Source organism: Alcanivorax sp. VBW004 (genome assembly GCF_009718865.1).
In the GTDB taxonomy this organism is placed as follows: Bacteria; Pseudomonadota; Gammaproteobacteria; order Pseudomonadales; family Alcanivoracaceae; genus Alcanivorax.
The window spans coordinates 2,885,126-2,898,512 of record NZ_WNHC01000001.1 but is presented as its reverse complement, the minus strand read 5'-3'; the positions used below and the strand labels follow the sequence as shown (position 1 = coordinate 2,898,512).

The following is a 13,387-nucleotide window of genomic DNA, read 5'->3' as shown; positions in this document are numbered from 1 at the left end:
TTTCGTTCATTGTGAAGGCTGCTGCAATCAGCACAAACGCAGCCATTCGATAGTGATTATAGGTGCCGCCAATCACGGACCGGTCCCAATGCCCTGCCAGCGTACAAACGGCTGCTTTTCACTGGGTCGGCCTTCACGCAGATAGATGCCCGATTCAACCTGTGGCCACAGGCGATCAAGCGGAATGGACTCGCCATTACTGCTGAGCATGCGGGCATGATAACGGCGTAATTGCCGCGGCTCGCTGACACCACAGGAATGGGCAATGGTTTCCACTTCCTTGACCAGATTGTCATGGAAGTGCGCCACGCGCTGGGACTTTTCCGCCGGCACCAGCCCGCGCTGTAAGCGCGGATTATGGGTGGTGACACCGGTCGGGCAGGTATTGCGGTTGCACTGCAGCGCCTGGATGCAACCCAGGGCAAACATATAGCCCCGCGCAGAGACGCAGAAATCCGCCCCTACTGCTATCGCCCAGGCCACCATGCTTGGGGTGATCAGTTTGCCTGACGCAATAATGCGGATACGGTCTGTGAGGCCGTAGCCATCACGTAGATCCACCAACAAGGGCAACGATTCCGCCAGGTACAAGCCCACATCATCCATTAGTGACATGGGGGCAGCGCCAGTGCCGCCGTCGCCGCTATCGATAGTGATGAAGTCCGGCGCCGATTCCAGGCCACGCGCATGAATGGCCAGGAACAAGTCCTCCACCCACGCCCAGGCGCCGAGTACACATTTGATGCCCGTGGGCTTGCCGCTCACCTCGCGCACATGGGCAATCAGGTCCAGTAGATCCTCCGCGCTATGTACATCCGGCTGGCCGTTGGGGCTAATGGATGCCTCTCCTGCGGGGATGCCGCGAATGGCCGCAATTTCCTGGGTCACTTTGGCGGCGGGAAGAATGCCGCCCTTGCCAGGCTTGGCGCCCTGGCTGAGTTTGATTTCGATCATCTTCACTTGCGGCCGCGCCGCGATCGCAGCCAGGCGCTCATCGTTCAGGTTGCCTTCAGCATCCCTCACACCGTAACGGGCCGTGCCTACCTGGAAGACCACATCACAGCCCCCTTCCAGGTGATAGGGAGACAAGCCCCCTTCCCCCGTATTCATCCAGCAATTGGCAATGGCGGCCCCATGGGACAAAGCCTGCACGGCGGGCCGTGACAGGGCGCCAAAGCTCATACCGGAGACATTGAAGAAACTGCGCGCCGCATAGGGCTGTTCACAGTGGGGGCCGATCATCAAAGGCAAGGTTTTCGCCGCGTCCTTTTCCAGTGTTGGGTAAGGACAATTCATGAAAATGACCCGCCCCGCCCCGGTTTGCTTGGTCGAGCCAAATGCCATGGTGTTGCTCAAATCCTTGGCGGCACGGTAAACCCAGGCACGTTGTGCCCGGTTAAACGGCAGCTCCTCACGGTCCATAGCGAAGAAGTATTGGCGGAAAAACTCGCCAAGAGTCTCGAAAAAGTAGCGAAAACGGCCGATTAGCGGGTAATTACGGCGAATGGCGTGTCGCTTCTGAAAAAAACGGTCTTGTAGCCATAGGCCAACAGCCACCACCGTTAGCAGCAACACCAGCAGCAAAAAGCCCAGCTCCAGCCAGGCAATGGTGCTGTTCAACCAGGGTTCCAGATACTCAGGAAACATTCGCTCTCCTCGCTCGCTGTATTCGCAGCTGGGTGGCTCAAGGCGGAAATGTGCGCCAGCGCACTTGGGCCACCCCCGGCGCAATAGTATGATGTCAGTCCGTCGATTTTGTTACGCTTGGCGGCCAGTGTGGTCAATTCGTCTGGTGCTGGCCAGAAAGAAAAAAGAATGGCGTTATCATGGGGGTAACGCTTGGCTATAAGCCAGAACGACGGAAGAACAACAAATTAACGGTGTTCACGGTGCCCAACAAGCATCTTGCTACACCAGAAAAGGGGTACGGGGTTCAATGCGGGTTTTATTGAAGACATCCAGGCTGTCGGGGGCCTTGGCAGTTGGCTGCATGCTGATCGTCAGTGGCGGCGCCCTGGCAGACAATATCTACAAATACCGCTCCGCGGATGGCACCATCCTGTTCACCGATCAGGCTCAGGAACAGGTGGGCCAGCAGTACACGCTACTATCCGTTCGCAAAGGCTGGAGTTACACCCCGCGCGCCCTGTCCAACGCCCAGCGTGACCAGTACGACACCATCATTACCCAGGCGGCTACCCGCTTCCGCGTGGACCCTGCACTGGTCAAAGCCGTTATCCACGCCGAGTCCCTGTTCAACCACAACGCCATTTCACGGGTTGGCGCCCAGGGGCTTATGCAGCTGATGCCCGAAACCGCAGCCTACCTGAAAGTCAGCAACCCTTTTGACCCGCGTGCCAATATTCAGGGCGGCACCCAGTTCATCGCCTACCTGAAAAACAAATTTTCCGATCTCGACCATATTCTTGCCGCCTACAATGCCGGCGAAGGCAATGTGCGCCGCTATGGTGGCATTCCGCCTTTCAAGGAAACCCAGGCTTACGTGAAAAAAGTGAAACAACTTCGCCAGCGCTATGCGCACCAGTTTGTGGCCGAACTGGGAGAGGAAGAAACAGTGTTTGCGTCGCGGTAAGTCGCCCCGCCCTCAACAGTGTCGTTGGATTACGCCTTTCAGGCTAATTCAACCGACAAAACCCAGCGCTCTTAGGTTACCGGGTAGGTCTGACTAGCCTGAAAGGCGTAATCAGACAAAAAACCCAGCGCTCGTCAAATTTCCACACCCAGCCACTGCCCATCATAATCAATCCGAAACTGCTCGAGCTGATAACTTGATGTCTGGCATTTACCGCTGTGTAGCGAAAACGTCAGCCCATGCCCCGGGCAGCGCAATTGCTCATTCATCACCGTACAGCGGTCGAGCGGAAAGTCCGCATGGGGGCAGCGGCGCTGCATCAGCCAGGTGCGACCGTCTTCATGGATCAGCAGCAACTCCTTGCGCCCCACCGTAACAGGCAGCCGCAGACCGTCGTAAAGATCCATAATGCGGATAAGTCGATGAAACATGTGTCCTCACCGGTTTCCGTAACGTAAAAAGCCCGCAGAAGCGGGCTTTTTACTGTGCTGCGAAGCAGCGGGTCGGTCAAGCAGACATTAGTTGCCGTGCTTCTCCGCCAGATAGAACCAGGTATCGAGCACCGAATCCGGGTTAAGGGAAACGGAAGAGATGCCCTGCTCCATCAGCCATTTGGCCAGGTCCGGGTGATCCGACGGGCCCTGCCCGCAGATGCCGATGTACTTGCCTTGAGCATTACAGGCGTCGATGGCCATCTTCAGCAGCTTTTTCACCGCCGGGTCACGCTCATCAAACAGATGACTCACGATACCGGAATCCCGATCCAGGCCCAGCGTCAGCTGAGTCAGGTCGTTGGAGCCGATGGAGAAGCCATCGAAGTGTTGCAGGAACTCATCCGCCAGCAAGGCGTTGGTCGGCAGCTCACACATCATGATTACACGCAGGCCATTTTCGCCACGCTTGAGACCATTCTTCGCAAGCAGCTCAATCACCTGCTCCGCTTCACCCACGGTACGCACGAACGGCACCATGATCTCCACGTTGGTAAAGCCCATTTCGTCACGGACTTTCTTCATGGCACGGCATTCGAGCTCAAAACAGTCACGGAAGTTTTCGCTGATGTAACGGCTGGCACCACGGAAGCCCAGCATCGGGTTCTCTTCCTCAGGCTCATACAGCTTGCCGCCGATCAGGTTGGCGTATTCATTGGACTTGAAGTCCGACAGACGCACGATGACTTTTTCCGGGTGGAACGCCGCCGCCAGGGTAGAAATACCCTCGACCAGCTTCTCCACATAGAAATCCACCGGATCGCCATAACCCGCAGTCCGCTTGTCCACGTTCTGCTTTACATCTTTCGGCATGGCGTCGTAGTTCAGCAGTGCTTTGGGGTGCACGCCGATCATACGGTTGATGATGAACTCCAGGCGAGCCAGACCCACGCCCTGATTCGGCAGGCCAGCAAAATCAAAGGCCCGGTCCGGGTTGCCCACGTTCATCATGATCTTGAACGGCAGCTTGGGCATGGACTCAATAGAGTTGCGCTGGATATCAAACTCCAGCTGACCTTCGTAGATCTTGCCGGTATCGCCTTCTGCGCAAGAGGCCGTGACTTCCTGGCCATCCTTGAGCAGCTCAGTGGCATCGCCACAACCCACGATGGCCGGCACACCCAGTTCACGGGCAATAATGGCCGCGTGACAGGTACGGCCGCCACGGTTGGTAATAATGGCCGCAGCACGCTTCATCACCGGTTCCCAATCCGGGTCGGTCATGTCCGTCACCAGTACATCACCGGGCTGGACCTTATCCATTTCCTTGATGCTGGTCACAATGCGCACTTTACCAGCGCCAATCCGCTGGCCAATGGAGCGCCCTTCCACCAGCACTTTACCGGTTTGCTTGAGCAAGTAACGTTCCATCACGTTCACGTCGGAACGACTTTTCACGGTTTCCGGACGGGCCTGAACGATGTACAGCTTACCATCGTCGCCATCCAGCGCCCATTCGATATCCATGGGCATGCCGTAGTGCTTTTCAATTTCAATCGCCTGACGGGACAGGTTCTCGATCTGCTCATCCGTCAGACAGAAGCGAATGCGCTCATCCTTGTCCACGTCCACGATTTCAACGGACTTACCGGCACTGCCTTCGGCGCCATAGATCATTTTCTGCATCTTGCTGCCCAGGTTGCGGCGCAGCACAGCAGGCTTCTTGTTCAGCAGTGTCTTCTTGTGAACGTAGAATTCATCCGGGTTAACCGCACCCTGTACGACCATCTCGCCCAAACCGTAGGAAGCAGTAATGAAAACCACGTCCTTGAAGCCGGATTCGGTATCCATGGAGAACATCACGCCAGCAGCACCCGTCTCGGAACGCACCATGCGCTGCACACCTGCAGACAGGGCGACCAGTTTGTGGTCAAAGCCCTGATGAACGCGGTAGCTGATGGCGCGGTCATTAAACAGGGAGGCGAACACCTCTTTAACCGCGATCATGACGCTATCTACGCCACGAATGTTCAGGAAGGTTTCCTGCTGACCGGCGAAAGACGCGTCCGGCAGGTCTTCCGCCGTTGCGGAAGAGCGCACGGCCACGGGGAGGTCAGCGTTACCTTCGCCGATCTGGGCGTATGCATCACGGATAGCCTTGTCCAGCTCAGGCTGGAACGGCGCATCAACCACCCACTGACGAATTTCTTCGCCAGTCTTCGCCAGCGCCACCACATCTTCAACGTCCAGCGCTGACAGCGCTTCGTTGATCTTCTGGGTCAGGTTGTTGTGCTCAAGGAATTCACGGAAGGCTTCAGCGGTAGTAGCAAAACCGCCCGGAACGGAGACACCCGCCGCCGACAGATTGCTGATCATTTCGCCCAGGGATGCGTTCTTGCCGCCTACGTGCTCAACGTCATCTTTACCCAGGTCCTGAAACCAGACTACATATTCCGCCAAGGTCATCTCCTTTTACGTGTTACTGGTTGGTTTGTTGGCCAAAGCAGTGTCGGCACACCTTGTGCCGATAGCGCCATAAATGAGTGGCTGCACAAGGTGCCGGATCAAATCGAGCCGACATTCTACTCAAAACCGAAACAGTTTGCCTGCCCCCTCTTTCAGATTTGGCCGGTATTTAAGCATCACGTTGGCCAACCCATGCCCCCGCCCTGCCTCATACACGAGAAAGAGATCCTACCCCATTGAAATTGCAGGATTTTTGTCAGAGAAGCATTATTGGCGCAGTGTAGAATCTGCGTCTTGTCCGGACAACGGGTACCCCCTCAAGGCTGCCTGACAGGCTGGGCCATGCCGTCAGACAGCACTGGTCGCAGTGCGATACAGCGTCTAGACTGGCTCCATTCAAAACAACGACTTACCCCGCAGAAGCGGCGCTCGCCCCGCGAATGGCTTGCTTCAAACCCACTCTTAAGGGGCACGGCGAGCGCCACTCCTGCGACTGAGAAAACGGGCAGACCCAATGAAACGAAGCGCTTTTTACCTATCGGACGGCACCGGGATTACCGCGGAAACCCTTGGTCACAGCATGTTGAGCCAGTTCGGGGATATCGAATTCGTGCAGATCACCCTGCCCTTCGTGCAATCCGATGAGCAGACCCGAGAAGCCGTTGCCCGCATCAACAAGGCCGCAGCAGAAGATGGCGCCAAACCCGTCGTCTTCTCGACACTGGTCAATACCGACCACCGCTCCATTCTGCATAGTTGTGATGCCCTGATTCTCGATCTCTTCGGGGCTTTTCTGCGCCCCCTGGAAGACGAGCTCGGCGTACGTTCCAACCACAAGATCAACCAGAGCCACGCCATCCGGGACGCCGAGTCCTACCGCATTCGCATCAACGCGGTACATTTTGCTCTGGATAACGATGATGGCGCCCGCACGCGTCACTACGATCAGGCTGATGTCATTCTGATCGGCGTCTCACGCTCCGGCAAAACGCCGACCTGCCTATACCTGGCCCTGCAGTTCGGCCTGTTCACCGCCAACTACCCGCTCACCGAAGACGACTTCGACGACCTGCGCCTGCCCAAGGCCCTGGTGGAGCACAAGCACAAACTCTTCGGCCTCACCATCGACGCCGACCGTCTCAGCGCCATCCGCAGCGAACGCAAAGCCGGCAGCAAGTACGCTTCGCCGCGCCAATGCGACATGGAATTACGGGCCCTGGAAGCCATGTACAACAAGCACAATATTCCGTATCTGGATGCGACAGAATTGTCGATTGAGGAAATCAGTACGCGGGTGTTGGCGATGAAGGGGTTGAAGCGGCGGCTGCAGTAGGCAGATGTAGGAGTTTGCATGCAAGCGAACCAAATCCGGTCCAACACGCAAAGCAGGACACCCTAACCTGCTTGACAGATATAGGTGGGTGCCCTTTGGATTCTGTCCCTTTGTTGATTCGGACAACAAAATGGTAATGATTCGACATCACCGCATAAACACAGAGATCAATCGCAGAGGTGTCAACCAGCACAGCTAAACGATCCACCACCCACTGTCGGCGACACTCGCATCCTGGCCAGAATAATGGTCTTTGCCACAACAGAGGAGACTCGCCGCACGCAGTGACAAATGCAGTGATAATACCGGCGTGAAATCCAAAGATACTTGAGTATAGCGAGCTCGAGTCATGGGAAGCTTACTTGCTTCCATGACACCACAACACTGACCTTATGGGCAGAATAAATATTAGACGAGAGCCTAACCTAGTGTAAGGCTTCGTCTAATCTGTACGTATCCCGTGCTGCTATGGTCGCGTTAGATACAACGAAGGTCTGCCCTAACTCAGCGGAGAATAAGATTATCCGGTAGAGCTTGGTCCTATTGCGGTCCAATTCGTGTCTTACTGTTACTTCCTGCACGGCCTCCTTCTAACAAAACTTGGCAGACCCGTAGCAGTTCGGTGTAAAGTCTTGCCCCTGTAGCTTCAATGACTGTAAAGGAAAAGGGATTGCTGTGCTGGAAACATTAACAGTCCCTACATCTAAGGCATCACCAAATAGGCAATCAAAAGCCCCGCATTCGACCGGTGTCGCATAAAGCGCACAATTGATTCCAGGAGTTGAACCATTGCTACACCCCTCAGGCCCCATTGCGTCTGTAAGATTTTGGTCTGTAATACCAATAGTTTCAGAAGGTGTGAGACTTCCGATATCCACCGGGTCCTTAAATGCCATCCACCAGCCTTTTTGGGCGACTGCAGGTGAGTCGGGCCAAAGAACATCTCGGGCTTGAAAGGAAAGACTAAATGGGCTGTTTACGTTTATTTTATGGATATACCCTAGATTCTCGCTCAGGCTCATATTAGCCCTAAGGCCAGAAATAACCCCCGTAATTTCTTTTTGCAAATCAAGTGGAATAAAACCACCGAACTCGACCTCAGCCGTCATCGATCCATTAATATCAATTGGCTGAATATAGGCTACGCCCGTAACATTAACGGAAGTACGTCGGCGTCCGTTAACCACTGCTGTATCCGTTGAAAAAGGCGCCGTAGTTGCTGCCAAATCTATCTGGTAGTCATTCGATGCATACTCTTCTGTAACGTCAAAAAACCCAAAACCAATATCGACTCGCCCAGTTAAGTCTTTTCCAGTATGGCTTTTATTCATATTTCTTGGCGCAACATTGGCAACACCTGCGCATGACCCTGGATTGTTAGCTGCGGATGAAGCGTCACAGGAAATACCGGCCACCTCCATATAACCACTAATCGAATTAATCCCATTAGGGGTGTTCGAATTTTCAGTACCAGCTGTAAGCATGCCTTTTACTGACTCGGCACTCATTCGTATTCCAACAACTTCACGGAGGGTTTTTTGGTCATCGTTATCAATCGCAAATTCGAAGAAAGGCCTCGTTAGTATTGCTGACGACTCAGGGCGCTCCGCATCCCAGGTTTGTCCGCTTAAGCTAAAGTTATCAATATCAATATCGCAAAACTGGCCATTAACGGCTGTGGCAGTACACCCAAGCTGAAGCTTTTCAATATTCATATTGAGTTGGAGCTCAGCCTCGAGACCAGCTTTATAAAAAGTATATCCGCTCTCTTCGGCTTTCCCCATTTGTAACAGAGCCTGCCCGGTAACCTGAGATAGTTTTTCATCGCCCAACTCCACCATCGCAAACGATGCATGAGAAAAAAACAAAAAGGATGCAAAGAATAAACTCCGAGGACCGCCCGAAACAACCGAATTAATTGTTATCATTTTCATTATAAGTAGCACTCAAGGTTACATCGGCAGCAGTGGCCATTAAGGCTACTGCTGCTCCAGTGTCAGAGATGTGTAAATTTTTGCCGCGGGAATGATCATGGACCCCAGATCCTTGCCGCCGAATTCGATTCTTCCAATTTCAAGAGGGTCACCAGCATCACCGCCCGGCTTGGTTGCCAAGGCGCCAACATTCATATTGGTTTCGATGCGCAGCTTGGGCTTACCTGCTTCTGACACTGGCAACAGATCAATCTTCCCCCCGCCTCCTGAGAGGATGGACTCTGAGGGAATCTCAATGTCACCGGTGATATTTGCGAGACGCACATCCACATCAAGCTTGTTGAGATTGGGTTCTGCAAACGAAATATAGGTGCCATCTTCATGGCCCGCGATTTCGCTACCGGCAATATCATTCAAACTCGCAAAGCTCAGGAAACCGCCAAAATTAATTGCATCGCCATTCAAGGAGGGGAAAAGCTTGAAGACGAAGTCATCCATCTCGAGGTTCATATCAATGTAACTGCCGTAAACCGGAGACTCCATCCGGGGAATATCGCCACCGCCAAACATGCCACGCAGCTGTACACGTGTTTCGCTGGAAGTCAGGTTAAGTCCGGAACCAAGAGAGAGGCCAACCCCCATATCATTGGTCGCAAACAGCAAGTCTGCCCCCATGAGACCAATGGCAAGACCATCATCGGTTGGGTTGCCTATATCGTGGTAGCTGGTTTGGAAGTCCGTATCACCGATCATCAGATGGGTGCCGTTTTCCCAGCGTGATCGGTCTGGTCGCCCATTTGCATCTGCCCCGCCTTCGGTCTGGATCGCCACCAGCACATCCATGTTAAAACCGGGTGAGCTCGCTGTTGAGCCATCCCCTGCTTGCGGATAGAGATACCAGTTGGTACTGATATCACCCAAGGTGTAGATCAGCGCCCAACCTTCGTCAACATTATTGAGTGCGGAAACCCCATCTCGATACACAACCCTGGAAGAGTAGGCGTGAAGCCCCCACTCGCGGTTAATAATAGCAAGGCCTGTGTCTGAGGGAGCAATTTCCAGCAGCTCTGTTGGCAGTACGCCGCCCGTTGCGCTTGAGCAGCTTGATGGCGTGCTGCCGTAAGTATTAATGCCGCCAAAACAAATGCCGCCAACGCTTTGGTGACCGGCCGAGACGGTATCCAGGGTTAGGTAGCCGAACTCAAGGTCTTTGCGGGTCTGGCCAAGCGTGGTGGGCATGCTAATCGGCCTTGAAAACTCCAAGTATGACTGGCCTTGGTTGCCAGTATCTTCGTATCTTGCTTCGCCAATCACAAACTGAAAGTTATCGGCCAGGTCAAAGCCTAATGAGGCAGTAAGCCCTTGTGTAAATGCCCCGCTATCCGGAAGCCATGTTCCCTGGGGGCGCAACAGCAGATCGAAGTCCTCAATGCCGCCACGCCAGCCAAACAATAACATCGGTATTGATTGCGCGTTGAACTTGAAATCAGGCCCGGACGGGTTGGCCAAAATATCGAATGTCAGATTTAAATCAGTACGCGAGCCCGGCGCGCTGCTCACTACAATTCCATCAGAATTCACACCTACCGTTCCCTGGTGCATGTCAAACAGGAACCCAAGGTTATCCAGTTGCACCTCGGTGCTGCCAGCTGGCCCCATTCGATAAAATAGGCGGCCAGGCTCCGCCATGGTCCACGTGTTCGGATCCGGGTCGGTGTTATCAATATCCCCGACGTTAACGATCACTCTTGCCTGATCGGCGGTGGGCGATGAGTTAGCGAAACCGCCATCACCAAAAACGGCAAAACGGCCGCCGGCATCCAGTGCCAGTGAGCCGAAAGAGCGGGATGGATCTGTGACTGACATGCTGTCCATCTGAACGCGCATGCGGTTCCAGGTCGCATCAAGACCCAGACCTGCTCTACCCTCGTCATTGGTATACGAATCAATCGCCAGGGCAAAATTCAGTGCCTGACTTCCGGCAGTGCCATCCAGATTAATGGGCTTAATTGCGAATTGCTGGGCATCAATATCTGTTCCACCAATGATCAGATGGTTCTGTAGTGAGTCACTGTTTGAATCGACTTTGCCCTGATCCACTTCCCAACGAATTTGCTCAGCCGTTATCGCTTGGCCTTGAGGTACTTCCAAGCCGATTGTCACACCGTCACGGCCCTGCACTGCGCCCATTTCATTTTCGGTAAGTGCTTCCAGTGCATACCCACTGAAAGGCCAAAACAGGGCGGTGGCTATAATGGCGCACCGTGTGTTATTTATTTTTCTTTTTGAACACATAAACGTCACCCGAGGGAGGTTAACCCCAGCCGTTTAAAAACCATAAAGGTAAAAATCACCACCGAAGGCAATGCGTGCCTGGTGGCCATTGTTGTCGGCGATATTTAGGCCCATGAAGGAATTTCGTGCATTAATTTCCCAACCCTCCTTGGTCGGGTCAGGTATAAGGTTGCCGCTACCGTCTACTCCCGAAAACCCGTTGGGTTCGACGGCCAAACCCTCGAAAAACATACCGAATCGGACATTGCCGAAGTTGGCGCCATTCTCGCCTTCCGGGTAGCTCAGGCGCAGGCCAGCCATGTCTGCGATAGTGTTTGTAGTACAAGCCCCTTCAAGTAAACAGCTGCCGCTTTCATCACTAAATTTAGCTGCGTTGAAGTACCCGGTATACGCCGAGCTCGAGCCGTGGGAGTCGCCCAACACAGAGGCGTCCAATGCCAAGCGAGTGATGTCCAGCGAGGCATGGCCGTTTTTGAAAACCAACCATTCTGTTTCGCGGTTTTTTAGTTGGACACCGAAACGGCAGTTCATGTTATCGAGGCTGGTGCCGCCATTCGGGGTCGAGCACTCAGACACTGGGGCACCGTCCAGGTCGGGATGGCTGTTGTAGTAATACTGCAGGCTAAGCAGGATGCCTTTCTGCCCGGTGACAGTGCCCATTTCCGTGTCATCCATGGCTTCCAGGGCATGGACCGGTTTCGCGTGCAAGCACGCTCCTACAATTAAGGCGAAGAATGCCAAGATTTTTTTCGCAGTCGAACGACCGCTTACACGGCCCTGGGGCGTAACGGGTGAAATGCGGATTCTGCCCATCATTGGTTCGCCCCTAGGGTGGTGATTTTCATATGGTGGATACGCATGCCTTCGATGCGGGAAATACCGATATTAGTGACGTCAGAGGGGCTGGGGCTTACACTGGGGTTGACGAAATAAATGCCGTTATTAATCGAATTTGCACCAGGCACTTTACCATTTGGATCAACTAGGGCACTAATCTGGGCGTCAGTTTCAACAGTAGGAGTATCAGGGTTATCACCTAATGCTTGGGTTATTTCAACACCTTCGAAATCCCCCCACCTTACATAGCCACGGGTGTTTTCATTGGGGTTCGTGATCACCTCCTCTGCAGAAGTAGCAAAGCTGCATTCGCCGCCACAATAGAAGTCTTCATAGATGGCTTCGATATTGGGGATGCGTGTCAACTCAATGACGAAATCACCAGTAGCCTTACCGGACTCTCTCTCGGCATTTAGCGTAATAGCCTGATAATGCAAGGTGCCTAATGGCAGAAACGCGTCGACATTTTTGAAATACAAGCCTTCGTTGTCATCAAAATCCGGCACATTGTGGAGGGTGTCCGTGGTGTAATCCCCGGGATCGCTATTTTTTTGCCGAACGGAGAAACGGAAGTCACCCGAAAGCGCGCTTTGGTAAGTAATGCCTAAGGTTCTGTCGTCGGCATTTGCTGTCTGCATTAGGCGCAGAATTGCTGGTTTGGGCTTTTCAACCCACGTGTCAGAGTCATCATCATAGACACCGGCCGTGGTTGGTTTGCCGTGGATGATGGTTTGGCTTTGCAGGAAATCCGCGCAGTTCGCTCCGCCGGATGAGCAGTTGGGCGCGCCTACCTCGGCACTAGCGCCACCCACACGATCAACCTCCAGTTCCCCCCAAAAGCTCCAGCGCCATTTTTCTGTTTGGCTGGGGCCAATCAGTTCAAGAATCGTTGGCTTCTCATTGCCGGTAGTTCCGTCCAGATAATTGCCCTGGAAATCATAGCCCTCGTAGTCATAAACACGCAGCACGTAGGGGTCATAGATCGAGGCCATAGCGCCGATGCCATACTGGTTAGGTGTTTGCCCGGCGCTGATACTATTGCCACTCCCCTGAGGGCAAGCCAGAAAGAGATTGCCGTAGTCGCTATCGCCGCCGCAACCCCCGCCGCCGTTTAAGGTCGCGTACCAATCCGTGCCAGCTTCAACCTCACCGTTGGTCATCGATAAGCCATAATAACGGGCATCCCCGCGCTCCCAGCCTGTTCCACTCACTGTCGCCCCGGTCAGTTCAATAAAACTTTCCGGCGCAAAGCGCATGCTGAAATTATCAAGCGCAAAGGCAAAGCCTGCCCCCTGCACATCTGACAGGGAGTCATCACTGAGTTCAGTAAGGGCTTGCGCTTGAGCGGCGCCCAGGGTGAGGGTCGCAGCCAACAGCAGGTTGGTCGATTGGAGTCTTGGGCGCACTGTGACCTCGTTTTCTTGTTATTCCAGCCTGATCCTTTTATTGACCACTTTGGTCAGGTCTGATGATCTTTAGTCACAAGGCTACACAGCGT

At 53.9% G+C, this 13,387-nt stretch carries 9 protein-coding genes; 2 read left to right on the top strand and 7 right to left on the bottom strand.

The annotated features are described in order from the left end of the window. Window positions 1-72: 72 nt before the first annotated feature. On the bottom strand, window positions 73-1,647 hold the full coding sequence (locus F1529_RS13155) for an FMN-binding glutamate synthase family protein (RefSeq protein ID WP_007149748.1): 1,575 nt from the start codon (window positions 1,645-1,647) through the stop codon (window positions 73-75). Between the two features lie 343 nt (window positions 1,648-1,990). On the opposite strand from F1529_RS13155, the gene F1529_RS13150 reads away from it, so the two are divergent. Beyond that, the gene (locus F1529_RS13150; protein ID WP_007148873.1) at window positions 1,991-2,593 is read left to right on the top strand and encodes a lytic transglycosylase domain-containing protein; all 603 of its coding nucleotides are present in this window, start codon (window positions 1,991-1,993) and stop codon (window positions 2,591-2,593) included. Between the two features lie 134 nt (window positions 2,594-2,727). On the opposite strand, the gene F1529_RS13145 is transcribed toward F1529_RS13150, so the two are convergent. Then, window positions 2,728-3,024: a Rieske 2Fe-2S domain-containing protein gene (locus F1529_RS13145; RefSeq protein ID WP_155135334.1), complete on the bottom strand. Its 297-nt coding sequence runs from the start codon at window positions 3,022-3,024 to the stop codon at window positions 2,728-2,730. 87 nt (window positions 3,025-3,111) lie between these two features. Then, window positions 3,112-5,490, bottom strand: coding sequence for a phosphoenolpyruvate synthase (gene ppsA / locus F1529_RS13140; RefSeq protein ID WP_007149232.1), 2,379 nt, complete (start codon window positions 5,488-5,490; stop codon window positions 3,112-3,114). Between the two features lie 514 nt (window positions 5,491-6,004). Here ppsA and F1529_RS13135 point away from each other — a divergent pair. Next, on the top strand, window positions 6,005-6,823 hold the full coding sequence (locus F1529_RS13135) for a pyruvate, water dikinase regulatory protein (protein ID WP_039925963.1): 819 nt from the start codon (window positions 6,005-6,007) through the stop codon (window positions 6,821-6,823). A 590-nt stretch (window positions 6,824-7,413) separates the two neighbouring features. Here the strand turns inward: F1529_RS13135 and F1529_RS13130 are convergent. Genes F1529_RS13130 through F1529_RS13115 form a run of 4 tightly spaced genes read right to left on the bottom strand, consistent with a single transcriptional unit; the run spans window position 7,414 to window position 13,295 of the window. Beyond that, window positions 7,414-8,757 (bottom strand): hypothetical protein, encoded by a 1,344-nt coding sequence (locus F1529_RS13130; protein ID WP_155135333.1) that lies wholly within the window; start codon window positions 8,755-8,757, stop codon window positions 7,414-7,416. A gap of 45 nt (window positions 8,758-8,802) precedes the next feature. After that, window positions 8,803-11,052, bottom strand: coding sequence for a DUF6160 family protein (locus tag F1529_RS13125; RefSeq protein ID WP_155135332.1), 2,250 nt, complete (start codon window positions 11,050-11,052; stop codon window positions 8,803-8,805). A gap of 33 nt (window positions 11,053-11,085) precedes the next feature. Continuing rightward, complete coding sequence (locus F1529_RS13120; RefSeq protein WP_155135331.1) at window positions 11,086-11,868, bottom strand: hypothetical protein; 783 nt, start codon at window positions 11,866-11,868, stop codon at window positions 11,086-11,088. Beyond that, a complete protein-coding gene (locus tag F1529_RS13115) occupies window positions 11,865-13,295 on the bottom strand; it encodes a hypothetical protein (RefSeq protein WP_155135329.1) in 1,431 nt (476 codons plus the stop codon). Before F1529_RS13115 ends, F1529_RS13120 begins: the two co-directional genes overlap by 4 nt. Between the last annotated feature and the right edge of the window lie 92 nt (window positions 13,296-13,387).

Bases quoted from the DNA above. Each gene is read 5' to 3' on its own strand.
- F1529_RS13155 (WP_007149748.1), bottom strand. From the start codon at position 1,647: ATGTTTCCTGAGTATCTGGAACCCTGGTTGAACAGCACCATTGCCTGG.
- F1529_RS13150 (WP_007148873.1), top strand. From the start codon at position 1,991: ATGCTGATCGTCAGTGGCGGCGCCCTGGCAGACAATATCTACAAATAC.
- F1529_RS13145 (WP_155135334.1), bottom strand. From the start codon at position 3,024: ATGTTTCATCGACTTATCCGCATTATGGATCTTTACGACGGTCTGCGG.
- ppsA (WP_007149232.1), bottom strand. From the start codon at position 5,490: ATGACCTTGGCGGAATATGTAGTCTGGTTTCAGGACCTGGGTAAAGAT.
- F1529_RS13135 (WP_039925963.1), top strand. From the start codon at position 6,005: ATGAAACGAAGCGCTTTTTACCTATCGGACGGCACCGGGATTACCGCG.
- F1529_RS13130 (WP_155135333.1), bottom strand. From the start codon at position 8,757: ATGAAAATGATAACAATTAATTCGGTTGTTTCGGGCGGTCCTCGGAGT.
- F1529_RS13125 (WP_155135332.1), bottom strand. From the start codon at position 11,052: ATGTGTTCAAAAAGAAAAATAAATAACACACGGTGCGCCATTATAGCC.
- F1529_RS13120 (WP_155135331.1), bottom strand. From the start codon at position 11,868: ATGATGGGCAGAATCCGCATTTCACCCGTTACGCCCCAGGGCCGTGTA.